Raw genomic sequence first — 26,011 nt, 5'->3', positions numbered from 1 at the left:
AAAAGAGTGACCGGGCCCTTATGGGCCCGGAGAAGGACGCGCTCAGTCGCGTTCCTTGAGTTCAAAAACGGTCATCTTACCGCTATTTCCATAAACCAGCAGATTACCGTTACGCAGCCGCTGGGCTGGCACGCGTAGTCCGTCATCGTCGAATTCCAACTGCCCCTGCAATGAACCGTCTTCGAGGGACATTATGTGAATGTACCCCTCGAAGTCACCAACAAGCAGATAGTCATCATAGACAACCGGCTGGGTAGTCTGGCGCCAGGACAGCCGGTCCTGAGTCCACAATTCGCGACGGTCCGAGCCGCGAAAGGCCTTGATATCACCATTCGCAGACGACACGTAGATGTTACCGGCGCCGATCATCGGAGAGTGCAGACTCGATGCCTCCCGACTCCAGATTTCGTCACCGTTGCGCAGGTTCACCAGCGCCAGCTTACCCTGATAGCCAACAACCAGCGCTGCGTTCTCCAGAATCAGCGGCTGACTGGTCACGTCCACCAGGCGCTCGAGTTCCGTACGACCTTGCGGCTGCCCCACTTCATATTGCCAGACTGGCTGGCCACTGTCCGAGGCCAGTGCCATTAACCTGCCGTTGGCAAAACCGGCCAATACCAGCTCGCTGCCAACCAGCGGCGGAGCCGCAGCCCGCATGGACAAGACCGGCACCACACTGTCGTACTGCCAGGCTTTTTCGCCGGTTTCCGTATTAAACGACAACACCTTGCCGTCCGTCGTCTGAACGACAACAATCGTACCATTGGACTGCGGTGTGGCCAGAACCTCATTTGGCAGGGAGGCCTCCCACATTACCTCCCCGTTTTCCCGGGACAGGGCCATCAGGCTGGCATCACGAGTCACCAGATAAAGCTGTTCCCGGTCACCGCCAACACCGGCGAATACCTGGGCATCCAGATCCTTGAACCAGACAACCTTTCCATTACCGGATTCGACTGCATACACCTCGCCGTTTGCCGAAGCGGCATACAGCAGCTCGCCCGTATTCAGCGGAGTCAGGTAGAGGAACTGGTCCCCATGGCCGTCGCCCACATCCATGGTCCACACCCGCTTCAGCTCAACGCTACCCTCTATATCGGGCACCGGTGCCGGTTCTTCAAACGGCTCATTGGTACTGCAGCCCACGATCAGCAACGGCAAAACCATCAGGGCAGTCAGGCGTGCAAGCGATGACCCACTAAACAAGCCGGGCATCAGGCACCCCCCTGTACACCGAGGTCGGACAGCTTCAGGTCCAGCACACCGCTACGACCCTGCCGGCTTTGTTCCCTGGCCGCCAGGTATGCTTCGCGGGCACCTTCACGGTCGCCCTTGGCCAACAGGATGTCGCCCTTGAGCTCGGAATAAATGGCGGCAAAGGACTCATTGTCACCGGCACCCTCAAGGGTACTCAGCGCCTTGTCGTACTCCTTCGCGGCAAACTGTGCCCGGGCCAGGCGACTACGGATAATAAACGACAGGCCACTGCCCTCCTCTACGTTCTCGCTGGCCCACTCCAGGGAGGCGATAGCGGCATCGGTGTCACCGTCTTCGAGCAGTTGCTGACGGGCAAGAATGAGCATGCCGTAAATTGCATAGGCACTGTCGGAAAACTCTTCCTGAAGTGTGCTTGCAACAAACGCCACCGTTTCACCACGCTGCTCATCAGACTGATCGCTGTAGGCGTTCAGCAGGTTAGCAAACTGGTTGGCGGCTTCAGTACGCTGCTGCGTCTGGTGGTTCTGCCAGGCCTGCCAGCCAAATACAATCGCCAGCGCTGCACCGATACCGATCAGAAGCGAACTGCCGTTCTTCTTCCACCAGTCCTTGATCGCCTGAATCTGTTCTTCCTCGGTACGCATTTCGGCCATGATGACTCCTGTAGTCAGCGTTTTTGTAGGTTCGCCCGGATACGCCGATCAGGCGCCCAGCAATTTATCCAGTGTATTGGCAAGTTCGGCCTGTTCCAGTTCCTGCTGTCCTTCATCGGAACGAAGTGGCTTCAGGCCAACGGTGCCGTTCGTAATTTCATTCTCGCCAAGAATAACCGCATAACGGGCCCCGCTACGATCGGCTTTCTTCATCTGACTTTTGAAGCTACCACCGCCGCAGTGGGTGACAATAATCTTGCCTGGCAGGGCAGCCCTCAGGGATTCTGACAGTCCCAGCGCCACCGGAACTGCCTGATCTCCCATGGCGGTCACGTAGACATCGGCATTGGCGTTGACGTGGTCGGGTATCAGCTCCAGGGTTTCCAACAGCAGGATCAACCGCTCAAGCCCCATTGCAAAGCCGACCGCAACGGTTGGCTTTCCGCCCAGCTGCTCAACCAGGCCGTCATAACGACCGCCGGCACAGACAGTGCCTTGCGCGCCCAGACTGTCGGTAATCCACTCAAAGACTGTCTTGCCGTAATAGTCCAGACCACGAACGAGTCGTGGATTTACGGTGTACGCAATGCCGGCTGCATCCAACAGCTCCCGCAGACGACGGAAGTGCTCCAGGGATTCCTCATCCAGGTAGTCATCCAGTTTCGGAGCTTCTTCCAGAAGCTTCTGGGTATCCGGGTTCTTGCTGTCCAGTATTCGTAAAGGGTTGCTCTCAAGGCGACGCTGGCTGTCAGCATCAAGCTGGTCATAATATCCGGAGAGATAGCCGACCAGGGCTTCACGATATTCCCTGCGGGCAGCCGAGGTGCCAATGGAATTAATTTCCAGCCGGGTGTGAGCGTCCAGGCCCAGCTCTTTCCAGAGTCGCGCGGTCAGGATCAGCAGCTCGGCATCAATATCCGGGCCACTCATTCCGAAGCATTCCACCCCAATCTGGTGAAACTGACGATAGCGCCCCTTCTGGGGACGCTCATGGCGAAACATCGGGCCGGTATACCAGAGCCGGCGAGTCTGGTTGAAAAGCAGACCGTGCTCTTCCGCCGCACGCACACAGCCGGCGGTACCTTCGGGACGAAGCGTCAGGCTGTCGCCATTGCGATCCTCAAAGGTGTACATTTCCTTTTCGACGATATCTGTTACTTCACCAATGGAACGCTTGAAAAGTTCCGTCTGCTCCACGATGGGCATACGGATTTCCTGGTAGCCATACCCGGAAAGAACCTCACGGACCTTGCCTTCAACAAACTGCCAAACGGGGGTCTGATCCGGCAGGATATCGTTCATCCCGCGAATTGCCTGAATCTTAGCCAAGTTAAACCCTTAATCTCGAATCATTGAATGGGACGGCAGCCGATTATTCACCGGATCGCGCGATAATCGCGTCTTCCTGTTCCTTGCGACGGGCGACCTCCTCGCGGATCAGACGCTCAAGATCCTCCGTCAGGGTCGAGTTATCCAGCTTCTGGTTAGGCTTGCCATCCATATAAAACAGGTTCTTGGGGCTACCACCCGTCAAACCGATATCCGCCACCTTTGCTTCACCGGGACCATTTACAATACAACCGATGATGGCCACATCCATGGAGGTATTCACATCCTCCAGGCGGGCTTCCAGGTCATTCATGGTCTGGATAACATCGAAGTTCTGGCGGGAGCAGCTAGGACAGGCAATAAAATTGATGCCGTGGCTACGCAGGCGGAGACTTTTCAGAATGTCGTAGCCAACTTTTATTTCCTGCACCGGATCAGCCGCCAGGGAAACACGAATCGTGTCACCAATGCCATCCATCAGCAGCATCCCAAGACCAATGGAAGATTTGACCGTACCGGAACGGAAACCACCGGCTTCGGTGATCCCAAGGTGCAACGGCTGTTCAATCTGCGAAGCGATCTTGCGATAAGCAGCCACCGTCATAAATACTTCAGACGCTTTGAGGCTTACCTTGAAGTCCTGGAAATCGTAACGGTCCAGGATGTCAATATGACGCATGGCGGATTCCACCAGCGCATCCGGCGTCGGCTCTCCGTACTTGCGTTGCAACGCCTTTTCCAGGGAGCCGGCATTAACACCGATGCGAATCGGGATATTGTGGTCCCGGGCGGCGCTGATGACAGCGCTCACCCGATCATCGCGACCGATATTGCCGGGGTTGATTCGCAGGCAATCAACGCCAAGCTCGGCGACCCTCAAGGCAATCTTGTAATCGAAGTGAATATCCGCCACCAGCGGCAGGGACACGCGGGAGCGAATCTGCCCAAACGCTTCGGCTGCTTCCATGCTGGGCACAGAAACCCGAACGATATCCGCGCCGGCATCCTGCAATGCCTGGATCTGCCCAACGGTGGCCTCCACATCGCAGGTATTGGTATTGGTCATGCTTTGAACAGCAATTGGCGCATCACCACCTACCGGCACATTACCCACCATGATCTGACGGGATTGACGTCTTTTAATCGGAGATTCCTGTTTCATCTCGTGTTAACCAACATTAGTGTGTTCGGTAATATCAGATTTCCAGCGTGAACTGGGCACGGTTATTCACCACCGGATAATCCGACAAATCAATCGGTTCGCCCTGAAAACGGATGTCGGCGACCGCGTTAACAGCACCAATCACCACGTTCAGTGGCATCTGTCCTGAGACATCTATGCGATCCCCCTCCCGCTGGAGGGAGCTCACCAGCCTGATGCCCGCAGCGTCGGTAACCCGAATCCAGCAGTCACTGGAAAACGAGACCTGGAGGCGACCGCGATCAATCCCGTCCGATTCCGGAGAGCTTTCTGCCACCGCCGGATCAACAGTACCGGTCACCACAGGTTCCCGGGCTTCCTCCGGCTCATCGACAGATTCCGCATCACCCACTCCGGTCACCGGCGTTTCGATTGTGGAAGCCTCTGGTTCCGAAACAGCGGACGTCTCTTCGATAACGTCGATCGCAGTCACATCATCCGGCTCGCCGACATCGGATTCCAGCGCTGACTGGTCCTGTTCCCCGCTAGCGATTCCGGTTTCACTATCGACAGCAGGCCCTTCCTCCGGTTCCTGAAGGGCACCGGTTTCCTGCGTCTCATTCGGTGTGGCTTCGCTGTCTCCCGGGCCGTCGTCGATAAAGCGGAACACCAGGTAGGCAGCCACCAGCAAGGCAATCAAAACAATCAGGATTTTCGCAATGCGCCGTTTCTGCCGCCGTCGGCGCTCGATATCGACCAGCGGATTTGCTTCCAGTGCCTGGGCCCTCTTGAGACGGAGAGGTTCCAGTTCCTTGTCGAGAACCGCAACCACCGAGTCGGCTTCCAGCCCCACCTGTTTTGCGTAGGCCCTGACGTAGCCTTTCAGAAACAGTTCGCTGTCAATCTGCTGATAATCGCCATCTTCTATTGCCTGAATAACGGCGGGCCGAAGATGCTGCACATCAGCAACATCCGATACACTGAGCCCTTTCTTTTCCCTGCCCTGCCTGAGCAGCTTGCCGGCCGATTCACCGACGGGTTGTTGAGCGCTTTCTTCACTAGTCATTAGAAATCAGCACCTTATATTGTTGGTATTCGACTGACTCCGGGAAGTTGTTCCTCAGTTGGAGAGCAAGGCTGGATTCCCGATCCCGCTCATCAAAATAGCGGGCGATCCGGATTCCGGTAAGCAGGCTTTCAGGAGAATGCCGGTACCTGGGATTCTGTTGCATGAGCCTGATCAAGCGGTCGTAATAACGAGAGGCAACTGAATAATCGCCTTCCTTTACCAGAGTCCGGGACAGTGCCAGCAAGGACTTTGCGTCCCCTCTCGACAATTCCACTGATCGACGGTAGGCAGCCACCGCAGCGTCATTGTTGTCCAGGCGCTCTTCGCTCATCCCCAGGTTAAAGAATACTGAGGCCCTGTCTTCATATTTGGTATCTTTTGACGCCGCCAGGAATTGATCACGAGCTTCCCCGAAACGCCGCTCACCATAGAGGAACGCTCCGTAATAGACCCGTCCCCGCGTGTAATCCTGGTCACTGGACAGCGCTTTACGGAACGATTCTTCAGCCAGTTTTGACTCACCGTCACTGTTCTGTAGTAGCGCCATGGCTGAGAGCGCCCCGGCGTTATCCGGTGACAGTTCAAGGGCCCGGTCCAAATGCTTTCTTGCACGCTCGAGATTGCCCTGACCAATGTACGCCGTTGCGAGCTGAACATAGTTGTGAACCGCTTTGTCGCGATCCTCTTCCCGGGAAAAACGACTGTCAGAAACCGTGACACAACCCGAGACAAGGAACATCACCAGTACAACGGTCATCACTGCTCGGACACGATTCACTGGAGTAAATGCCACGGCTCTGTATTCCTCACGTTGTCAGTTCGATTCAATACAATCAGGGGTTAACCTGCTGAACGGCTATGTAGCGCTGGCTCCGCTTGGTCCGATCCTCAACCTGCCCCACCAACTGGCCGCACGCGGCGTCAATATCGTCCCCGCGGGTGGTGCGCACGGTCGAGATATAACCAGCTTCGTTCAGGATGTTCTGAAAGCGCCGGGTAGCTGACATTTTCGGGCGGCGAAAGTCACTCTCGGGGAACGGATTGAACGGAATGAGGTTGATCTTGCAGGGCAGACCGCGAAGAATCTTCGCCAGTTCACGGGCGTGCTCAGGCTGATCATTCACTCCTTCGATCACCGTGTACTCAATAGTGGCTTTGCGCTTGTCCGGTAACCGGGCCAGGTACCGCTTTGTCGCTGCCAGCAATTCCGCGATCGGGTACTTTTTATTTAATGGCACCAGCTGGTTACGCAGCTCATCATTAGGGGCATGGAGCGAAATGGCCAGTGAAACATCCGTAACTTCCCCCAGGCGATCAAGGGCAGGCACCACACCAGAGGTGCTGACGGTCACCCGACGCTTGGATATCCCGTAAGCCAGGTCTTCCATCATCAGGTTCATTGCATCGACAACGTTGTCGAAGTTCAACAGCGGCTCCCCCATGCCCATCATCACCACGTTGGTGATGGGTCGGTCAGGACCCGGCTCGAAGGGCATGAAGGCCTTTCTGGCAACCCACACCTGTCCAATGATTTCGGCAGCGGTCAGGTTACGGTTGAAACCACGTTTACCGGTTGAGCAAAAGGTACAGTCCAGGCTGCAACCGATCTGGGAAGACACGCACAGGGTGCCGCGCTCGCCATCGGGAATGAGCACGGTTTCAACGCTGTTGCCATTGTCCATGCGCATGACCCATTTGCGGGTTCCGTCTTTGGAGGTTTCATCGTAAACCACCTCCGGCCCGCGAATCTCAGCCACTTCCTTGAGCTTTTCCCGCAGGACCTTGCTCATATTGGTCATTTGATCGAAGTCATCAGCGCCACGCTGGTGAATCCACTGCAACACCTGGGTGGCACGGAAACGCTTCTCCCCCAGGGTTTCAAAGAAAGCCTCCATCTTGGCTTTCGGCATCCCCAGCAGGTTGGTTTTTTCAGCGGCCGCAGTCATTTCATAACCTCGATCAGATAACCAATCCGAAACGGGGGAATCTCCCCCGCTTCGGCAGCAGAATCAACCGCGCGGGCAGATTTCGCTGTCATTGAAAAAGTACGCGATTTCGCGCTCTGCGGAAGCGGCAGAGTCGGAACCGTGTACGGCATTTGCGTCAATGGACGTCGCGAAGTCAGCACGGATGGTGCCGGCTTCGGCTTCTTTCGGGTTGGTCGCGCCCATCAGGTCGCGGTTCTTCAGGATGGCGCCTTCGCCTTCCAGAACCTGAACCACAGCCGGACCGGATGTCATGAAGGCAACCAGGTCGTTGAAGAAAGGACGTTCTTTGTGCTCGGCGTAGAAGCCCTCAGCCTGCTCCTGGGTCAGGTGCATCATCTTGGCGGCAATGATGTTGAGACCGGCCTTCTCAAAACGGGTGTAGATTTCACCGATCACGTTCTTTGCAACCGCGTCGGGCTTGATAATCGAGAGCGTGCGCTCGTTTGCCATGTCATTTCTCCAGTATGGGTTCAGGTTAAAAATTCAGGGTTGGGATTATACGCAGTCCGGAGGCTACTGCCTACCGCACGGAACGGAGACGCCCAACAACTTCAATGATTTGTGACGTCGCAAAGTCCACTTCTTCTTCAGTGGTGAAGCGCCCGAGCGAGAAACGCAGGGCGCGGTGGGCCTGCTCATCATCCAGACCGATGCCACGGAGTACAAACGAGGGCTCGATGGTCGCCGACGCGCAGGCCGATCCTGAGGACACGGCCAGTTCCCGCAAGCCAAGCATCAGGGACTCCGCGTCAACACCGGCAAACGATAGATTCATGATTCCCGGCACCCGCGCTTCGCCGCTGCCATTGAAAGACACGCCCTCCAGAGAGGAAAGCCCTTCCAGGAAACGGGACCTCAAGGCCTCCAGCCTTGCCATATCGTCATCCAGCAGATCGGCGGCCAGAGCAAACGCACTGCCCATGCCAACGATCTGATGGGTCGGCAAGGTTCCGGAGCGCATTCCCCTCTCGTGTCCGCCACCGTGGATCTGGGCTTCAATTTTCACGTCCGGTGAGCGACGGACATACAACGCCCCCACACCTTTGGGGCCATAGACCTTGTGACCGGACAGCGACAACAGATCCACCGGCATTTCCGAGACATCCACCGGCATCTTTCCGGCGGCCTGGGCCGCATCCACATGGAACAGTATCCCGCGCTGACGCAACAACCCCCCGATGGCCGCTATGTCAGTTACACAACCAAGCTCGTTGTTCACCATCATGAGGCTGACGAGTACGGTTTCCGGCCGGATGGCCTCCTCAACCTGCGCCGGGGCAATGCGGCCGTCCGGCTGTGGCTTCAGCCAGGTCACCTCAACGCCCTGCCCCTCAAGCCACTTGCAGGTATCCAGTACCGCTTTATGCTCGATCATCGACGTAATGACATGGGCGCCGGATTTCCCGGCCACCGCGCCCTTGATGGCAAGATTGTCAGACTCCGTCGCCCCGGAGGTCCATACAATTTCCCGGGGGTCCGCATGGATCAGTCCGGCGACCTGTTTACGGGCATTTTCAACGGCGGCTTCGGCCTGCCAGCCGTAGGCGTGGGAACGGGAGGCGGGATTTCCGAATACGCCATCCAGGGTCAGACATTTGACCATTTCTTCAGCAACAGCGGGATCAACGGGCGTCGTCGCCGCGTAATCCAGATAGACGGGCTTCTTCATAGTGGTATCAGATTAATTGGGTTCAGGCCGGCGTCTGCTCTGTCAGGCGCTCGGTGTTGATCGTCTGGGAGTCAGCATCCGACTGACGGCGATCCTGTCGATCCGCCACCATCTGGATTTCCCGTTTTTTCATCAGGTCAGCAAGACTGATCTCACTGAGGAATTGGTGGATCTGATCGCTCAGGTCCGACCACAGGTGGTGAGTCAGGCACTTCTCGCCATTCTGGCAATCGCCTTTGTTCCCACACCGCGTTGTGTCCAGGGACTCGCTGACCGCATCAACCACCTCGGCGATGAACACGGAGTCGGCACCGCGGCTCAGGCGATAACCTCCACCTGGCCCCCGGATACTGACAACCAGCTTGTGCCTGCGCAGACGGGAAAACAGCTGTTCAAGATACGAGAGGGAGATTTCCTGCCGGGCTGATATATCCGCAAGACTGACCGGCCCCTGATCCCCGTGAAGGGCCAGATCCAGCATCGCCGTCACGGCATAGCGGCCTTTGGTGGTCAGCTTCATAGTCTCAGCCCCGACAAGGGAATGAATCAGAATTCACAGCGCCGAGTATGAATTGACCCACCAAAACAGTCAAGTATTCACTTATCCTCAGGCCGGTCTTCCCGGACACAGTCAAAATCCTCTTCCTGCAACGGCGGCAACTCACCATTCTGGTATTCAATGTTAACCTTTCGCAACGCCTTGCACATGTTTTCAATACGGTCGTCCACAGCGTGCATATGGTCCAGCAAACTGCGCATGGCACGGGCGACAGGGTCCGGCATCTCTTCGGTTACACCATAGGCGTCGAAGCCCATACGCTCTTCCATTTCCTTACGGCGCACATCGTCGCCTTCCTCTTCGGGCTTACGTTTCACAATGATCCGGCCGGGAATGCCGACAACCGTGGCGCCCTCGGGAACCGCCTTGGTGACCACCGAGTTTGACCCCACTTTGGCGCCTGCACCTACCTCGAAGGGTCCGAGAATCTTGGCCCCGGCACCCACCACCACGCCGTTTCCGATCGTGGGGTGTCGCTTGCCTTTATTCCAGCTGGTTCCACCCAGGGTCACGCCCTGATACAGGGTGACATCATCACCAATGACGGCCGTCTCCCCGATCACCACCCCCATTCCATGGTCAATAAAGAACCGACGGCCAATCGTCGCCCCCGGGTGAATTTCAACCCCCGTGAGCCAGCGAGCAATGGTCGAGATGGTACGGGCCAGCCATTTCAGCCCCAGATTCCACAACCAGTGAGAAAGCCGGTGAAAAAGAAGCGCATGCAGCCCAGGGTAATTGGTCAGCACCTCGAAAGTATTTCTCGCGGCAGGGTCCCGATGGAACACGCTGCCAATATCTTCCCTTAATCGTTCAAACATGATTTTTATTCCTGGCCAGTGGCGGCTTCATCGGCCTTTGAAGCGATCCCGGAGGACGCGTTACCTGCCGACGATTTCTGCACCGCCGTCAAAATACCCCTGAGAATATTAATTTCCATCTGATCCAGTCTGGCCCTCTGAAACAGTCGACGCAAACGGGTCATCAATTGACGCGGGTTCTCCCGGCGGTGGAACTCGATATCGACGAGCACCTGTTCAAGGTGCCTGAAAAAACCTTCCACATCGTTCACCGGTGCGGGAGGCACATCCCAGCCAGCATCACCCGGTGCAGTCATGGCTTTTAGGTATGGGCTACCCTCACCTCCTTCAAGTCCTCGCAGGTAATGCATGCGCAATTCGTAGCAGACAACCTGAACGGCCATCGCCAGATTCAGGGAGCTGTATTCCGGATTGGACGGAATATGGATATGGAAGTGACAGCGCTGCAGCTCATCGTTGCTGAGCCCATGATTCTCGCGGCCAAACACCAGCGCAACCGGGCCTGCCGGTGCATGCTCCGAAGCCTTGGCGGCCGCATCAGGCGGCGCAATCACCGGCCAGGGCACCTTCCGCCCCCGGGCACTGGTACCCATCACCAGCACGCAATCGGCAATGGCCTCATCCAGTGACGACACCACATGGGCATTATCAAGCACATCGGACGCTCCGGAAGACCGCGCGTAAGATGCCTCGTCGGGAAAGGAAGCCGGATTGACCAGCCAGAGGTTGCCCAGCCCCATATTTTTCATGGCACGCGCCACCGCCCCGATGTTCCCCGAGTGGGAGGTTTCCACCAGGACAATCCGAATCTGATCCTGAGATGTGTCGGTGCCTTCCTGAGGAAGTGCAGGCTTATGCATGGGAAATGGTCTCTATCAATGGCTTGGGGTTGGCAATGATAGCAGATTTTCTCACCGCCTTGCCTCTTCGGACTTCCCGAAACCCTGCGCTATCCGTGACATTGCTGAGGCAAAAAACGTACAAGCGGGCTTTATTTTGCTATGATACGCGACCTTCACACACCCGGATAATGATCACTCAGATGCAACCAGCAATTAAAATGGCTCTGCGCGTAGCGCGTCAGGGGTCTGACTATCTGAAAGCACATTTCGAGCGCCAGGAACCCAGCGGCAAGGACGAATCCGACCGTCGCGGTCAACTGGAGCGTGTTGAAACGTCCATTTATGACAATTTCACGGAACAGCTCGAAAAAGCCTACAAAGACCATACCATCGCGCCCATGGGCGAATCCGACGCTAACGGCAGCGAAAAGAGCTGGCACATATTCCCGCTCCTGGGTCGTGACAATTTTCTTCGCGGCATTCCGGACTTTGCTCTGGCACTGGTCCAGAAAAAGAACAACCGGGCGGAAAATCTATTGCTGATCAACCCGATTACCGGAGAGGAATACTCCGCCAGCCGTGGCCACGGTGCCGCGCTGAACAGCCGTCGGGTACGCACCAGCGACATCAAGCATACCCAGCAGTCTGCCGTTTGCAGCAACCTCCTGGACCAGGCCCGCACCGGCGATGATCCCCTGCTCTGGGGTGAAATGGCCTCCGTAATCGCCAGGGAATCCAGCATGTTCCGCACCTCCGGATGCGTGGCACTGGACATTGCACGGGTTTCCGCAGGGCACCTGGACGCTGCCATCATTTTCAAACCGGAAGCAGCAGACCTGGACATTGGCGTCACCCTCGCCATGGAATCCGGCGCCCTGACCGGTGACTTCTCCGGTAACCCGTCTACCGGAAAGGCTCGCCAACTGGTCGTCGCCAACCCGAAGCTGTTCCGGGAAGTGCTGAAAGTCCTTCACCCGTTTCGTGGACGACTGCCCCGCTAGCCTCTGGCGGACTTCAGCCACAACCAAAAAAGCCGCAGCCTGTATTGGCTGCGGCTTTTTTGTGGGAGATGGACCCCGGTACTGGCTGCCTGTTGTTGGATTGCGGCCCTTTGGGCCTAATCCAACCTACTGGACTGGCCACCCCTACCGTAGGTCGGATTAGGCGAAGCCGTAATCCGACAACAGTTGAGCGGCCTTTACATACGGTTGAGCCACTCCGGCGGCTGCTCTTCCTCTTCCTCGCCAACAACCCCTTCCTTCGCGGGCACCATCAGGTCTTCACGAGATATGTTCAGGGCCATCAGCATATTGGCGGATACGTAGATGGATGAGTACGTACCAACAACCACGCCGATCATCAGGGCAATGGAGAAGTTGTTGATAGCTTCCCCGCCAAAGAAGTACAGCGCCAGCAACACCACCAACGTGGTACCAGAGGTGTTAATGGTACGGCTGATGGTCTGATGGATGGACTCGTTGATGATATACCAGGAATCCCCCTCCCTCAGCTTGCGGAAGTTCTCCCGGATACGGTCCGCCACCACGATGGTGTCGTTCAGCGAGTAGCCGATCACCGCAAGCAATGCCGCCAGCACCGACAGATCAAACGTCCACTGGAACAGGGAAAAGACGCCCAGCACGATGAGAACATCATGAGCCAGCGGTAATACAGAGGCAATCCCGAACTTGAACTGGAAACGCATGCCGACATAAATGAGCACCACGGCAAGCGCAATCAACAAGCCCAGCCCGCTGTCCTCTCTCAGTTCCTCACCAACCTGTGAGCCGACGAACTCCGAGCTGACAAGCTCAAGCTCGGCGCCGCCACTGGTCAAAGCACTAACCACTTCCCGGCCAAGCTTGTCGTTTCCGGATTCCCGCATCCGGATCAGCACCGTGGTGTCGGCACCAAAGTTCTGCACCACGAAATTGCTGTAGCCGGCCTCTGTCAACTGGCTCCGGACATCAGCCAGTGCCGGTGCCTGCTGATACTCCAGCTCAACCGACGTGCCTCCGGTAAAGTCCATGCCCAGGTTCAGCCCACGGGTGGCCAGGAGAGCGATAGAGATAATAATCAGTGTAATGGAGACAACGGAAGCAATCTTCCGTGCCCCCATAAAATCAATAGGCTGCTTCTGTGTATCAGACATTAGCCAGCTTCCCCCCGATCGACAACTTCCGAATCTTGCGACCACCGTATACGAAATTCACGATGCCGCGACTGACCATCAATCCCGAGAACATCGACGTGAGAATCCCCAGAGACAGAGTGACAGCGAAGCCTTTCACCGGGCCAGAGCCCATGGCAAACAGGATAACCGCCACCAGCAGCGTCGTGATGTTGGCATCGACGATGGACACAAAGGCCCGGGAGTAACCGGCGTTAATCGCAGACTGCGGGGGCACCCCGGTTTTCAGCTCTTCCCTGATGCGCTCGAAGATCAGCACGTTGGCATCCACCGCCATACCAACCGTCAGGACAATACCGGCAATGCCCGGCAGCGTCAGTGTCGCGGACAGGATCGACATGCAGGCAATCAGCATCATCAGGTTAAGAGTGAGAGCAACGTTGGCGATCAGGCCAAAGCCCCGGTAGTAGATCGCCATGTAGATCAATACCAGCGCAAAACCCAACGCAACGGACATCATGCCGGCGTCGATATTCTTCTGACCGAGGCTCGGACCAATTGTCCGCTCCTGCACAAAATACATCGGGGCCGCCAGAGAACCTGCCCGCAGCAGCAGGGCAAGTTCCGATGCCTCAGGAATGGAATCCAGACCGGTGATGCGGAAACTGCTGCCGAGAGCGGACTGAATCGTTGCGAGACTGATAATGCCCTTCTCAACGACCCGGTTCTCTACTGTCTGGACCTCACCATCGACCACTTTTTCTTCAGTCTCGGTGCGATATTCAATAAACAGAACCGCCATCCGACGCTTGATCGCATTGCGCGTTGCCCGATTCATCAGGTCACCGCCCACCGAATCCATGGTGATGTTTACCTGCGGTTGACCATTTTCATCAAACGCCTGCTGGGCATTGGATACATTGTTACCGGTTACGATAATTTCCCGCTCGAGACGAGCAGTACGCTGGGGCTGATCACGAAACGGGAAGACTTCGGTTTCGGAAGCCGGTGCATCCTGCCTTGCCTCCAGACGGAATTCCAGATTGGCAGTCGCCCCCAGAACACGTTTCGCCTGCGCGGTATCCTGAACCCCTGGCAGCTCCACGATGATACGATCCGCACCCTGACGCTGAACCAGAGGCTCGGCCACACCCAGTTCGTTGACACGGTTGCGGATGGTCGTCAGGTTCTGCTCCAGCGCATAGTCCTGAATCTCCTTTACTGTCTGCTCAGACAGGGATAGAACCAGCTTGAACTCGTCACCATCGGTCTGTTCGTCCAGCAGGAACTGGTTGTACTGATCACGAACCAGGTCAAAGGCTTCGCTGCGGGCACTCTCGTCACGGAAGCTCAGAATGATCTCCCGACCTTCGAGGTCACCACCACGGTAGCGAATTCGTTCCTCCCGAAGCTCTCGCTTGATCTGCCCCGACAAGGCTTCAAGACGCTGCTCCACCGCGGTTTCCATATCCACTTCCAGCAGGAAGTGAACACCGCCACGGAGGTCCAGGCCCAGCTTCATCGGGCCTGCCCCGAGGCTGCGTAACCAGTCCGGAGTGGAGGGCGCCATATTCAGGGCCACCAGATAATCCCTGCCCAGCGCGTTCTGCACAATCGGGCGCGCCTTGAGCTGATCGTCGCCATTCAGTACCCGGATCAACCCGTTGCGTTCCTGCAGACCGCTGCTTTTTATCTCAATCCCTTCAGACTGGAGGGCCTCAACCGCACGGTCGAGTATCCGTTCATTGATCTCGGTACTGCTCCTTGCACCGGTGATCTGTACGGCGTGATCGTCAGGAAACAGGTTGGGTAATGCATAGACAAACCCGATCACCAGGGCGATCAGGATAATCAGGTTTTTCCAGAGCGGGTACTTGTTCAGCATGGGGTTCCTATTAGCCAGCTCAGATATCTTTCAGGGTGCCTTTAGGCAGGGCAGCAGCGACCGCCACTTTCTGAACCTTGATCTCAACGTTGTCAGCAACTTCAACCACAATAAAGTCGTCAGTCACCTTGGTGATACGACCGGCAACACCGCCGGAGGTAACCACTTCATCACCCTTGTTCAGGCCGGACATCAGGGCCTTGTGCTCTTTTGCACGCTTGGACTGCGGACGCCAGATGAGGAAGTAGAAAATCAGGATGAAGCCGGCAAAGAAGATAACCTGCCCCATAACGCCCATGCCCGGGGCACCTGGATCCTGAGCCAGCGCCAGTGAAGGCATGATGGCGATGAGTGCGGCAACAAGCAGCTTGATCGATTTCATTCAATATCTCCGTCGTTTCAGATAACTGTTCAAATGTGAATTCGGCCTGCATTAATGAAGGTCGTCAGTCCGCCAGCGGCGGAACCGTCTCACCCCGGCGGGCGTAGAAGTCGCTGATAAAGTCCGACAATGTACCTGCTTCAATTGCGCCACGCAATCCAGCCATCAGGTTCTGGTAGAACCTCAGGTTGTGGATCGTATTCAACTGAGAACCAAGCATTTCTCCGCACTTATCGAGATGATGCAGATAACTTCTCGAAAAGTTCTGGCAGGTGTAACAGTCGCAGCGCTCGTCCAGGGGACCGGTATCGTGCCGGTTCTTCGCATTACGGATCTTTACGATGCCGGTGGAAGTAAACAGGTAACCATTACGGGCGTTCCGTGTCGGCATGACGCAGTCAAACATGTCTACGCCCCGACGAACCGCCTCGACGATATCCTCCGGGCGCCCCACCCCCATCAGATAACGGGGTTTGTCCTCCGGCATACGCGGCGGCAGGTGATCCAGGATGCGAATCATATCTTCCTTGGGCTCACCGACTGACAGGCCACCGATGGCGTAACCGTCAAAACCGATGCCGGTCAGTCCGTCCAGGGACCGATCCCGCAGCGACTCGTACATACCACCCTGAACGATGCCGAACAGTGCCGCCGGATTTCCCTCATGGGCCTGCTTGCTCCGCTCGGCCCAGCGCAGGGACATCTCCATGGATTCCCGCGCCTCCTTTTCTGTGGCGGGGTACGGCGTGCACTCATCGAAGATCATCACAATATCCGATCCCAGGTCGCGCTGGACCTGCATCGCGATCTCGGGATTGAGCTTGACCGGTGAGCCGTCAACCGGTGAACGGAAGGTCACCCCCTCCTCCGTGATCTTGCGCATTTCACCGAGACTGAAAACCTGGAACCCACCGGAATCCGTCAGGATCGGGCCGTGCCACTGGGTAAAATCATGGAGGTCTCCATGGGCTTTCACCACCTCGGTACCAGGCCGGTGCATCAGGTGAAAGGTATTACCAAGAATGATCTCGGCCCCGATCTCCTTGATATCCCTGGGCAACATTCCCTTGACGGTACCGTAGGTTCCAACCGGCATGAACGCCGGCGTCTCAATGGTTCCACGCGGAAACGTCAATCGGCCCCGGCGGGCACGGCCGTCTTCGCCGAGCTTTTCAAACGACATGAAGCAGGACTGGCTCACGATTTCACTCCGCTTTCCTGACTGGCATCCCCGGCATGCCCTTTCAGCATACCCAGGCTGGGCTCCTGGCCCGTAATAAACATGGCATCGCCATAGCTGAAGAAACGGTATTTCTCCCGCACAGCTTCGGCGTAGGCAGCCATGACATTGTTGTATCCGGCAAATGCGCTGACCAGCATAATCAGCGTGGACTCCGGCAAATGGAAATTGGTGACCATGGCATCCACGGCCTGAAAACGGTACCCCGGATGAATAAAGATGTCCGTTTCACCACGGAATGGCCGTAGTACCCCACCACGGGTGGCCGATTCGAGCGACCGTACCGAAGTCGTGCCCACAGCCACCACCCGACCGCCACGGGCACGGGTACGGTTGACGGCTTCAACAGTCTGCTCCGGCACATGGGCCACTTCACTGTGCATCACATGGTCTTCTATACGATCCACACGCACCGGCTGGAACGTGCCAGCGCCCACGTGAAGAGTTACCCAGGCAACATCCACACCCTGGGCTTTCAGGCGCTCCAGCATGGGTTCGTCAAAGTGGAGCCCTGCCGTCGGAGCTGCCACTGCGCCCGCCTCCCGGGCGTACACTGTCTGGTAACGCTCACGATCCGAAGACTCATCGGGACGATCCACATAGGGAGGCAACGGCATGTGACCGATGCGCTCCAATACATCCAGCACCGCCTCATCGCTGTCACAGAACAGGTGAAACAGCGCATCGTCCCGCCCTGTCATTCGTAGCACAGTGTCGTCTTCAAGCAGGACTTTCTGACCAGGCTTCAACGCCTTGGACGCCCTCACATGAGCCAGAATTTCGTGTTCACCCAGTACCCGCTCGACCAGCACTTCCACCTGACCGCCAGTTTCCTTGCGACCGAACAGGCGCGCGGGAATCACTCGCGTATCATTGAAGACCAGTAAGTCCCCGGGCTGGAGCAGGTCGGGTAAGTTAGTGAACTGAAGGTGCTCAATAGCCCCGGACAAGCCGTTCAGGCTCAACAGACGGGAGGCACTGCGCTCTTTGAGCGGATACCGGGCAATAAGTTCATCCGGCAGATCAAAGTGGAAATCGGAGACGTTCATCGAATGGACTGTTCACGACACCGCATCGAGCGGCTTGTAAGTGGTAGCGGCGGGCGGACTCGAACCGCCACGGGTTTTACCCCAACGGATTTTGAATCCGTCGTGTCTACCAATTTCACCACGCCGCCATCGGAGAGTGGTGGGGATTATACTGAGGTTTGCTCTGAAAGCAATAACAAGCGCCGGACTTCCTTGTACCGGCTAGCTTTTTACAAACGGTCGAACAGTGACAGCCGTGAAACCTGGGCAAATGACTGCTGCGCGGCCTGCAAGACAAAGCTCTGGAAACTCAGATTACTGATCGCTTCGGCATAATCCACATCCTGCAGTTGGGAGCGGATTTCATTACTGTAGACTGAAGAATCCGCCAGGAAATCCTGGGTAGACTCCACCGCGTTCATTCGCCCACCGAGTTCGGTCTGCTTCTTGATAATGCTTTCCTGGGCGTTATCCAGGTTGATCAGCGAATTGGCAATCAGGTCATCGTAGGCATCCTGGCCACCAGGTGCCGACTTATCGATGTTCTCCAGGCCATAGATCAGTTTCTCAATGGAGGTAAACACCGACTGTTTCTGAGCGGTCTTCAACGTGAACTCATCACCGATGGCAGCATCAAAGATCTCCACCTGGGCACCGGCCACCTCAAAACTCCCGCCACTGGTATACGCCGGGGGATCCACAACCAGAGGATCGTTGGTACGCCGGTTAAAGGCCTGCACCTCTAGACCGCCCGCACCGTCATCAACCATGGAGATCGAGATATCGTCCGGATACACCAGGTCGAATTCCGCCCGGTCCACCACCATTCCGGAGCTGATTCTTGCTCCGGAGGTATTGGATGACGATGCCTCCGCAAAGAAGGTCGGCTCGGCAGCCTGCACATCCACGTAGATGCCTTTACCGTGATCGCTGATCGGTACGGTGACGCCATCATCAATTTCCAGCACACGTTGGCCTTCATCTCCGCGATACACCCAATCACCAGACACGTTCTTGGTAAACGCCTGTTGATTGCCCTGAAAACCGCTGAAGATATATTCACCGGAGGCGTCTTTGGTATTGGCAATCGTGGCCAGCTGACCCAGACGCTCCTTCAATTCCGACGCGATGGAGGCGCGGTCATTCGGGCTCAGTGTACCGTTCCCGGCTTGCACCGTCAGTTCCCTCACCCGCTGAATCACGTCAATGGAACTGGCCAGGGCGCTCTCTTCCTGCTTGAGGCGATTGTCTGCAAGCTGGGCATTGCGCTGATAGGTATCCACACGCGCAAGCTCCTGATCAAGCTTGAGAATGCGAGCCGCAGCCACAGGATCATCGGAAGGCCGGTTCACCCGCTTGCCGGTGGATACTTGCTCCGAGGTTTTGTTCAGCCCAACGTTAAGATCCTGGAGGCGGTTAATGCCACCCGAGAAAACCTGCTGTGACGATATTCTGATCATCTCACCTCCCCCTGTTACCGGAAACTCTGCAACAGCGTCGTAAACAAATCCTGAGCCACACTCATGACCTGGGCCGAGGCGTTATAGGCAGCCTGGTACTGAATGAGCTTACCGGCTTCCTCGTCGAGGTTAACGCCCGACACCGATTCCCGCTGATTGGTGGACTGCTCCAACAAGGTCTGGCTGGCATCCTTGTCGAGCTGACTCTGGCGGGTTTTGACACCGACAGCCTCCACCACTCCGGCGTAGCCCTCGGTGAAACTCTGGGTACCGTTATTCATCGTGTTGGCGGTGCCCAACGCGGCCAGGAACTCGGCATTGCGGTTGTCGGACACACCGTTCTGGTTGAAATCGATGGTGAACACGTCACCCACTTCGGGATTGCCGGAAATCTCAAACTGGAAGCCCTGGTACTCCGCGCCGTCACTGGGGTCTTCACTGAACAGCTTGTTGGAAATCCCTTCCTGGTATGGCTTATCGGCAATGATCTCGCCACCGTTGTTGTCGAACACGCTGAACACCAGATTCCCGGCACCATCGTCCTCGAACTGGACTTCCAGTGGTCCGTTTGTCAGCTTCCCTTCAGTGCGGAAACCGGGTAGCAAGGCGTTGGTGAACGGATTACGGACATTCAGCATCTTGCCCTGATTGATCTGCGCCGTACCGCTGTTGCCCAGATCTGACTCGGCACGAACGGGGCTGGCGAAAGCCAGGTCTTCTTCCCGCTCCACTTCAAGGTCAAAGTTGGCGGCGGCGTGTCGCGTTGGCTGAATCAGATACTTGTCGCCAGCGTTAAAGGTGCCACCTTCGATGCGGATGTTGAACCCGGGCATGGAGATCTCGGAATTCACCGGGTCCGGCAGCCGCCCCTGATTCACGATCTTTCCCGTTTCGCTTTCGATCAGTTCGTAACTGCGGCCATCTCCACTGAACTGGAGGGACCAGCTTCCCGATTCCAGCAGGGAGCTATCGGTAATTTCGACGGCCAGTTGCGCATCCTTGGGCGGCAGGTTATTGGCATTCGCCACCACCCGGCCTTGCTGTGCCGCAATGTTGTTGATGTCGGTAAAGAACAGACCACCCAGCTCGCCTTCCAGATCCAGACCAATCTCGTGCTGGTGGTTCATGGTATCCGCGAGGGCAATAGCGACACGGCCCAATTCATCAAATGCCGGCCTCAGCGCCTCAGCCTCAAAGCGGCGTAACCCGCCAAGCTTGCCCCCGTTGATCTGCTCGTCCACCGCCAGGGTGCGACCACCATTAGTCAGGGTAAATTCCAGCGACGTTGGCTCGGAAGCACTCTCACGGGTACCGAACTCGGCGGCATTGCTGCCAACCACCAGGGCCAGGCCATTGTTCAATGCCACATTGACCTGACTGCCCTCGGCCTGGGTCACCTTGATACCGACCAGGTTCGACAGCTCCCTGAGCGCCTCGTCGCGCTTATCGAGCAATTCATTGGGCATCTTGCCCTGGGCAAGCCCCGGGGACTCGGAAATAGCCAGGTTCAGCTCGGCGATACTCTTCAACAGCGTGTTGGCGTCCTTCACGCCCTGTTGCATCTGGGTTTTCACAGACTCGCGCTGCTGAATGAACTCCTGGTTCAAAGCCTGGAACCGGTTCGCAACCTGCTGAGCCTCGCTCAGCACAAGCTGGCGTTGCGGCAACGAGGCCGGATCTTCCGCCGCGTTCTGCAGGCTGGCAAAGAAATTGTTCAGGGCGCTACTGAGTCCGGTGGTCTCTCCGCCAAGCAGGTTGTCCAGGCGGGACAGCTCGGAATTCAGCGTTTGCTGCTCACCGTTCAGTGTGGTGTCTTCACGCACTTGCTGGACCAGGAACTCATTGGCCAGCCGGCGGATGTTGGAGATGCTGACCCCACTGCCGATAGTGCCGGCCCCGGTTTGCTGCCCCGGCTGGGTGTCAAACTGGACTTCCTGCCGACTGTACCCCGGCGTGTTGGCGTTGGTGATGTTGTTACCAGTGGTATTCAGCGCCGCCTGGTGGCTAAGGATGCCTGTCAGACCAATATTAATCAGCCCTGCCATAACCGTTACTCCTCAGCCTCTGTGTTATTGTCCGGGGAGTCTGTATCCCCCATGGACAACGTCATCAGGGAATCGCCATTCATGATCCGGCGGATCTTGGCACCGTATTGCGGGTCGGTGGCGTAGCCGGCATCCTGCAGTTTCTGTGCAAAAACCTCAGGCTGATCGGCGGACGCCAGGACATCCCGATACCTTGGGTTGGATTCCAGGAACGACACATAGTCCCGGAAACTGGCTTCGTAGTCCGGGTAGGCGCGGAACGCTGCCCGCTCACTCATGGGCAGGCCCTCCCGGTATTCCGTCGTGGTGATGTCGACAGAATCGCCCTGCCAGCGTTGGTCCGCCTTGATACCAAACAGGTTGTAGCTGGGTGAGTCGCCCTTACCTTCGATCATGTGTTTGCCCCAACCGGTTTCCAGGGCCGCCTGGGCAATCATCACGCGCGGATCAATTCCACTCTCGGCAGCGACCCGTTCAGCAACCGGCAGTAACTCACGGACAAATTCATCAGGACTATCAAAGCGGCGCGGTAGCGGCGCCGCCTCACGCTCATTGGCAACACTGGTGGTCACTTCCGGCTCAGCGGTCGCCATCCGGTTCACTTCCCGGACCTGCTGCGGCAGCTCCCGGGACGGAACCGGAACGCTGCGATCGTAATCCGCTAGCGTGGCCTTATGGCTGGCGAGTTTTTCACCCCCGTCACTCATCCCGGGGATCTGCCGGCTGAGCTGGCGAACCAGCGCCTCGGCCAGACCCGTGCCGCCCTGCTGACCTGCCAGGGTCAGGCTCAACTGGTTGTCGAACATGTCACGGTAATGCTGGGACTCGTTACTGTTCAGGTAATTGTCTTCAGAGAACACGTCTCCGGCTTTGCGCATGGACTTCAGCATTTCACCAAGGAACAGGCTCTCGAACTGACGAGCCACCTCGGCCAGGGCCGCTTTCTTGTCGGTCCTTGCCTGGGCTTTCAGTTCATTGAGACCACTGAAGTCGGTGTAAACCCGGGCCTGTTGAACGCTGGAATCCTGCATCACGCCACCTAAATCACAATCAGCTCGGCACGCAGTGCGCCTGCCTGTTTCAGAGCTTCAAGAACGGCCATCACATCCCCTGGCGCTGCACCTACCTGGTTAACCGCCTGGACGATTTCGTTCAGGGTCACTGCCGGGCCGAACTGGAACATCCGCGCCGGGTCCTCGGTGACCGCAATCTGGGTATTCGGCTCGATAGCGGTTTCGCCACCGGCAAAGGGATTTGGCTGTACCACTTCCGGGTTCTCTTCAATGGTCACCGTCAGATTGCCATGGGTAACCGCCGCCGGGCTGACCTTGACGTTCTGACCCACCACAATGGTTCCGGTGCGGCTGTTGATCACCACCTTGGCGGCATCTTCGGCCGGATTCACTTCGATGTTTTCCAGAATCGACAGGAAGCTGACCCTCTGGTTAGTATCTCTCGGCGCCTTCACCGACACCGATGTGGCATCGTGGGCGTAGGCCATCCCAGGCCCCAGGGTGCCATTAATCGCTTCGACCACACGGCGCGCTGTGGTGAAGTCCGCACGCAGCAGGTTGAAAGTGATGGTGTCACCCTTGCTGAATGGGGAAAGCACCTCCCGCTCAATGGTGGCGCCATTGGGAATGCGACCGACCGACGGAACGTTCACCGTAATACGCGAGCCATCCTGGCCCTGGGCACCAAAGCCACCCACCACCAGACTGCCCTGGGCCATGGCGTAGATCTGGTCATCCGCACCCTTCAATGGCGTCATCAACAGGGTTCCGCCCCGCAGGCTGTCGGCATTACCAATAGAGGACACCGTAATATCCAGTTCCTGCCCCGGCTTGGCAAAAGGCGGCAGAGTGGCACTGACAGTCACCGCCGCCACGTTGGCCAGGTTCGGGTTAACCCCTTCCGGCAGCGTAATACCAAACTGAGTCATCATGTTGCGGAACGTCTGATTGGTGAATGGCGCCTTGTCGCCGGTGCCATCGAGACCCACCACCAGCCCGTAACCCACCAGTTGGTTATTCCGTACGCCCTTGATTCGGGCCAGATCCTTCAGGCGGTCCGCCAGCACTGGCGACGCCACAACGGAAAGCGCCAGCACAACAATCCAGAACCGAATCAGCCTCATAACGGCCACCACTCACTGTTAAAGAAACGGGCCAGCCAGCCCATCTGGTTCGCCTGATCGAAGTCACCAGTACCGCCATAGGCAAAACGGGCATTGGCGATACGGTTGGAGGCAACGGTGTTGTCCGGCGCAATATCCTGGGGACGAACAAGACCGGTCAGGCGGATGTATTCATCGCCGTTGGTCAGGGACAGCCATTTCTCCCCGCGAATGTGCAATACACCGTTGGGCAACACTTCCGTGACCGTAACCGTGATACTGCCCGCCAGGCTGTTGCTCTGATCCGCCTCCGCCTGGCCCTCAAAGTCACGCTCCTGGTTGATATCCGTCGCCACATTCAGGTTGGTCAGCCCCAGGATTGAAGGTTCCGGCAGGGACATTTCCTGGTCCTTGGTAATGCTGGTTTCCGCATTCTTGCTGGCCCGCGTGGACTCCTCGAGATTCACCGTCAGGACATCACCCACATTGAGCGCCACGGTATCCCCGTAGAGATTGTGATTACGGCTGCTCTGGAAGATGGCCCCGGATTCCGGGTCACGCTGCATCATCGCCTCGGCGCGAACCGGTGCGTAGGCCGGATCGTCCGGAACCGCCCTCGGACGACTCATGGCCGTGCATCCCTGCAGCACGATCAGCATACCGACCAGCGCCAGAGTGCCGGCCGGGGCTTTGCTACCTGTTATCGCGATGCGCTTCATGTCTTAATCCCCTCAGCTATCCGCTCAAATAGCGACGACCGGATCAGCCGATGTTGTTCGTAATAAACTGCAGCATCTGATCGGTGGCAGACACGACCTTGGAATTCATTTCGTAGGCACGCTGCGTGGTAATCATGCTCACCAGCTCTTCCACCACTTCAACGTTGGAAGCTTCAATAGCCCCCTGTTCAATGGTCCCGAGCCCGCCAATACCCGGCTCGCCTTCAGCCGGGTCACCACTGGCATTGGTTTCCTTGTACAGGTTGTTTCCAATCGCCTGGAGCCCCTGAGGGTTAATAAAGTCAACCAGTGTGATTTCCCCCAGATTCACCGGCGCGGCCTGGTCATCCACCACGGCGGTGACGGTACCGTCCTTGCCAATGGTGATATTGGTGGCGTTTTCGGGAACGTTGATGTTCGGCTCCAGCGTATATCCGTCCGGATTCACGATGTCACCGTCGGAGTTGAGCTGGAACTGGCCATCACGGGTGTAGGCAACCTGCCCGTCCGGTAACAGAACCTGCAGGAAACCACGGCCGTTAACCGCCATATCCAACGGCTGCTCGGTAACCTCCAGGTTGCCCTGGGAAAACTGCTTGGTGGTGCCGACAACACGCACACCAGTGCCGAGTTGAAGACCGGATGGCAGCTCGGAATTCTCGGTACTCATGCCGCCAGGCTGTCGATTCACCTGATACAGCAGATCCTGGAACACCGCACGGTCCCGCTTGAAGCCGGTGGTGTTGACGTTCGCCAGGTTGTTGGAAATCGTGGACATCTTGGTGTCCATCGCGCTTAAGCCGGTTTTACTGACCCAAAGTGCTGGATGCATGGTTTTACTCCTTGCCGGGGGATTCTGTCAGGCGGCCATGTTTTGCCGCTTTTTTACCCGTCCGGCGACTGATCCCAAGGTTTATCAGAGGTTCTGCAACAGGCGTGCCGAAGCCTCGGAATTCTCGTTTGCGGTGCTCATAACCTTCACCTGCATCTCGTACTGTCGCGACAACTGCAGGTTGGCGATCATTTCCTCAACGGCATTCACGTTGGAGCTTTCAAGAAAGCCGGAGGCCACGCGCATATTTCCATCCGGCGGTTCCGGGCCGTCCAGCGCCTGGTCCGGCTTGCGGCGCAAGTAGCCATCTTCGCCTTTCTCGAGGGCAGCGGGCGGAGGGTTCACCAGCTTCAGGCGATCCACTTCCACCAACTGGTCCGGTGGCCCACCCACGGGAACAATAGAAATGGTGCCGTCGGTACCGATCTGGACGTTATCAAAAGGCGGCAAGGCAACCGGGCCACCGTTCCCCATGACCATGTCACCGTTGGCATTGCGGACCAGCCCGTTCACATCAATCTGCAAACTACCGGACCGGGTAAAGACCTCTTCGCCCCGCTGGTTCTGCACCGCCAGCCAGCCGTCCCCTTCAACGGCGACATCCAGTTTGCGACCGGTTTCCATCAGCGCACCAGCGGACAGGTCTGTCCCCGGCCGTTCGGTCATGGCATAGGCGCGTGTCGGATGATGCTCACCAAACACCGGCATACTGCGGGCCTGGGCAAAGTCTTTCTTGAACCCTGTGGTACTGACGTTTGCCAGGTTATTGGCATGGGCACGCTGGGCCAGCATGTTCTGCTTGGCGCCAGACATTCCGATATATAGGGCTTTATCCATGGGAAAACTCCTGCCGGAATTTTGACTGTTACCAGTCTTCCTGCAGG

The 26,011-nt window shown here is 57.1% G+C and carries 25 protein-coding genes and 1 tRNA gene; 1 reads left to right on the top strand and 25 read right to left on the bottom strand.

Going from position 1 to position 26,011, the window contains the following annotated elements; translation table 11 throughout:
• Nucleotides 1-42: 42 nt before the first annotated feature.
• From bamB to trmJ, 12 genes are all read right to left on the bottom strand, one after another.
• Nucleotides 43-1,215 (bottom strand): outer membrane protein assembly factor BamB, encoded by a 1,173-nt coding sequence (gene bamB, locus EHN06_RS09255; protein WP_127332221.1) that lies wholly within the window; start codon nt 1,213-1,215, stop codon nt 43-45.
• Nucleotides 1,215-1,871: a YfgM family protein gene (locus EHN06_RS09250; RefSeq protein WP_127332219.1), complete on the bottom strand. Its 657-nt coding sequence runs from the start codon at nt 1,869-1,871 to the stop codon at nt 1,215-1,217. Before EHN06_RS09250 ends, bamB begins: the two co-directional genes overlap by 1 nt.
• Before the next feature lie 48 nt (nt 1,872-1,919).
• A complete protein-coding gene (gene hisS / locus EHN06_RS09245) occupies nt 1,920-3,200 on the bottom strand; it encodes a histidine--tRNA ligase (RefSeq protein ID WP_127332217.1) in 1,281 nt (426 codons plus the stop codon).
• A 43-nt stretch (nt 3,201-3,243) separates the two neighbouring features.
• Nucleotides 3,244-4,362, bottom strand: coding sequence for a flavodoxin-dependent (E)-4-hydroxy-3-methylbut-2-enyl-diphosphate synthase (gene ispG / locus EHN06_RS09240; RefSeq protein WP_127332215.1), 1,119 nt, complete (start codon nt 4,360-4,362; stop codon nt 3,244-3,246).
• 34 nt (nt 4,363-4,396) lie between these two features.
• Complete coding sequence (locus tag EHN06_RS09235; protein WP_127332213.1) at nt 4,397-5,407, bottom strand: RodZ domain-containing protein; 1,011 nt, start codon at nt 5,405-5,407, stop codon at nt 4,397-4,399.
• A complete protein-coding gene (gene pilW / locus EHN06_RS09230) occupies nt 5,400-6,167 on the bottom strand; it encodes a type IV pilus biogenesis/stability protein PilW (protein WP_206075779.1) in 768 nt (255 codons plus the stop codon). The genes EHN06_RS09235 and pilW overlap by 8 nt, the downstream gene beginning before the upstream one ends.
• Before the next feature lie 76 nt (nt 6,168-6,243).
• A complete protein-coding gene (rlmN, locus tag EHN06_RS09225) occupies nt 6,244-7,356 on the bottom strand; it encodes a 23S rRNA (adenine(2503)-C(2))-methyltransferase RlmN (RefSeq protein ID WP_127332211.1) in 1,113 nt (370 codons plus the stop codon).
• 63 nt (nt 7,357-7,419) lie between these two features.
• On the bottom strand, nt 7,420-7,848 hold the full coding sequence (gene ndk, locus EHN06_RS09220; protein WP_127332209.1) for a nucleoside-diphosphate kinase: 429 nt from the start codon (nt 7,846-7,848) through the stop codon (nt 7,420-7,422).
• A gap of 70 nt (nt 7,849-7,918) precedes the next feature.
• Nucleotides 7,919-9,067: an IscS subfamily cysteine desulfurase gene (locus EHN06_RS09215; protein WP_127332207.1), complete on the bottom strand. Its 1,149-nt coding sequence runs from the start codon at nt 9,065-9,067 to the stop codon at nt 7,919-7,921.
• 22 nt (nt 9,068-9,089) lie between these two features.
• On the bottom strand, nt 9,090-9,587 hold the full coding sequence (gene iscR / locus EHN06_RS09210; RefSeq protein WP_127332205.1) for a Fe-S cluster assembly transcriptional regulator IscR: 498 nt from the start codon (nt 9,585-9,587) through the stop codon (nt 9,090-9,092).
• Nucleotides 9,588-9,664: 77 nt separating this feature from the next.
• Complete coding sequence (gene cysE, locus EHN06_RS09205) at nt 9,665-10,447, bottom strand: serine O-acetyltransferase (protein WP_127332203.1); 783 nt, start codon at nt 10,445-10,447, stop codon at nt 9,665-9,667.
• A gap of 5 nt (nt 10,448-10,452) precedes the next feature.
• Complete coding sequence (gene trmJ / locus EHN06_RS09200; protein ID WP_127332201.1) at nt 10,453-11,307, bottom strand: tRNA (cytosine(32)/uridine(32)-2'-O)-methyltransferase TrmJ; 855 nt, start codon at nt 11,305-11,307, stop codon at nt 10,453-10,455.
• Between the two features lie 182 nt (nt 11,308-11,489).
• On the opposite strand from trmJ, the gene EHN06_RS09195 reads away from it, so the two are divergent.
• Entirely contained in the window at nt 11,490-12,290 is an 801-nt protein-coding gene (locus tag EHN06_RS09195) for an inositol monophosphatase family protein (protein WP_127332199.1), read from the top strand.
• A 197-nt stretch (nt 12,291-12,487) separates the two neighbouring features.
• Here EHN06_RS09195 and secF read toward each other — a convergent pair whose 3' ends face one another.
• The 13 genes from secF to EHN06_RS09130 form a co-directional block, all read right to left on the bottom strand.
• Nucleotides 12,488-13,441: a protein translocase subunit SecF gene (gene secF / locus EHN06_RS09190; RefSeq protein WP_127332197.1), complete on the bottom strand. Its 954-nt coding sequence runs from the start codon at nt 13,439-13,441 to the stop codon at nt 12,488-12,490.
• Nucleotides 13,434-15,305 (bottom strand): protein translocase subunit SecD, encoded by a 1,872-nt coding sequence (gene secD, locus EHN06_RS09185; RefSeq protein WP_127332195.1) that lies wholly within the window; start codon nt 15,303-15,305, stop codon nt 13,434-13,436. Before secD ends, secF begins: the two co-directional genes overlap by 8 nt.
• Before the next feature lie 19 nt (nt 15,306-15,324).
• A complete protein-coding gene (yajC, locus tag EHN06_RS09180; protein ID WP_127332193.1) occupies nt 15,325-15,687 on the bottom strand; it encodes a preprotein translocase subunit YajC in 363 nt (120 codons plus the stop codon).
• A 64-nt stretch (nt 15,688-15,751) separates the two neighbouring features.
• Nucleotides 15,752-16,870, bottom strand: a complete 1,119-nt coding sequence (gene tgt, locus EHN06_RS09175) for a tRNA guanosine(34) transglycosylase Tgt (protein WP_127334398.1) — start codon at nt 16,868-16,870, stop codon at nt 15,752-15,754.
• Between the two features lie 14 nt (nt 16,871-16,884).
• The gene (queA, locus tag EHN06_RS09170; protein WP_127332191.1) at nt 16,885-17,976 is read right to left on the bottom strand and encodes a tRNA preQ1(34) S-adenosylmethionine ribosyltransferase-isomerase QueA; all 1,092 of its coding nucleotides are present in this window, start codon (nt 17,974-17,976) and stop codon (nt 16,885-16,887) included.
• Nucleotides 17,977-18,017: 41 nt separating this feature from the next.
• A tRNA-Leu gene (locus EHN06_RS09165) sits at nt 18,018-18,104 on the bottom strand.
• An 81-nt stretch (nt 18,105-18,185) separates the two neighbouring features.
• Complete coding sequence (gene flgL, locus EHN06_RS09160; protein ID WP_127332189.1) at nt 18,186-19,415, bottom strand: flagellar hook-associated protein FlgL; 1,230 nt, start codon at nt 19,413-19,415, stop codon at nt 18,186-18,188.
• A gap of 14 nt (nt 19,416-19,429) precedes the next feature.
• Nucleotides 19,430-21,460: a flagellar hook-associated protein FlgK gene (flgK, locus tag EHN06_RS09155; RefSeq protein ID WP_127332187.1), complete on the bottom strand. Its 2,031-nt coding sequence runs from the start codon at nt 21,458-21,460 to the stop codon at nt 19,430-19,432.
• Between the two features lie 5 nt (nt 21,461-21,465).
• On the bottom strand, nt 21,466-22,491 hold the full coding sequence (gene flgJ, locus EHN06_RS09150; protein WP_127332185.1) for a flagellar assembly peptidoglycan hydrolase FlgJ: 1,026 nt from the start codon (nt 22,489-22,491) through the stop codon (nt 21,466-21,468).
• A gap of 8 nt (nt 22,492-22,499) precedes the next feature.
• Nucleotides 22,500-23,597 carry a flagellar basal body P-ring protein FlgI gene (locus EHN06_RS09145; RefSeq protein WP_127332183.1) on the bottom strand — a complete coding sequence of 366 codons (1,098 nt, stop codon included), beginning with the start codon at nt 23,595-23,597 and terminating at the stop codon, nt 22,500-22,502.
• The gene (gene flgH / locus EHN06_RS09140) at nt 23,594-24,295 is read right to left on the bottom strand and encodes a flagellar basal body L-ring protein FlgH (protein WP_127332181.1); all 702 of its coding nucleotides are present in this window, start codon (nt 24,293-24,295) and stop codon (nt 23,594-23,596) included. The genes EHN06_RS09145 and flgH overlap by 4 nt, the downstream gene beginning before the upstream one ends.
• Before the next feature lie 43 nt (nt 24,296-24,338).
• On the bottom strand, nt 24,339-25,127 hold the full coding sequence (flgG, locus tag EHN06_RS09135; RefSeq protein ID WP_127332179.1) for a flagellar basal-body rod protein FlgG: 789 nt from the start codon (nt 25,125-25,127) through the stop codon (nt 24,339-24,341).
• Between the two features lie 84 nt (nt 25,128-25,211).
• Nucleotides 25,212-25,964 (bottom strand): flagellar basal body rod protein FlgF, encoded by a 753-nt coding sequence (locus EHN06_RS09130; protein WP_127332177.1) that lies wholly within the window; start codon nt 25,962-25,964, stop codon nt 25,212-25,214.
• Nucleotides 25,965-26,011: the final 47 nt, after the last annotated feature.

This window comes from Marinobacter sp. NP-4(2019), from assembly GCF_003994855.1.
Lineage (GTDB): Bacteria > Pseudomonadota > Gammaproteobacteria > Pseudomonadales > Oleiphilaceae > Marinobacter.
The sequence above is the reverse complement of the archived record's forward strand: the minus strand, read 5'-3'. Positions and strand labels throughout refer to the sequence as shown.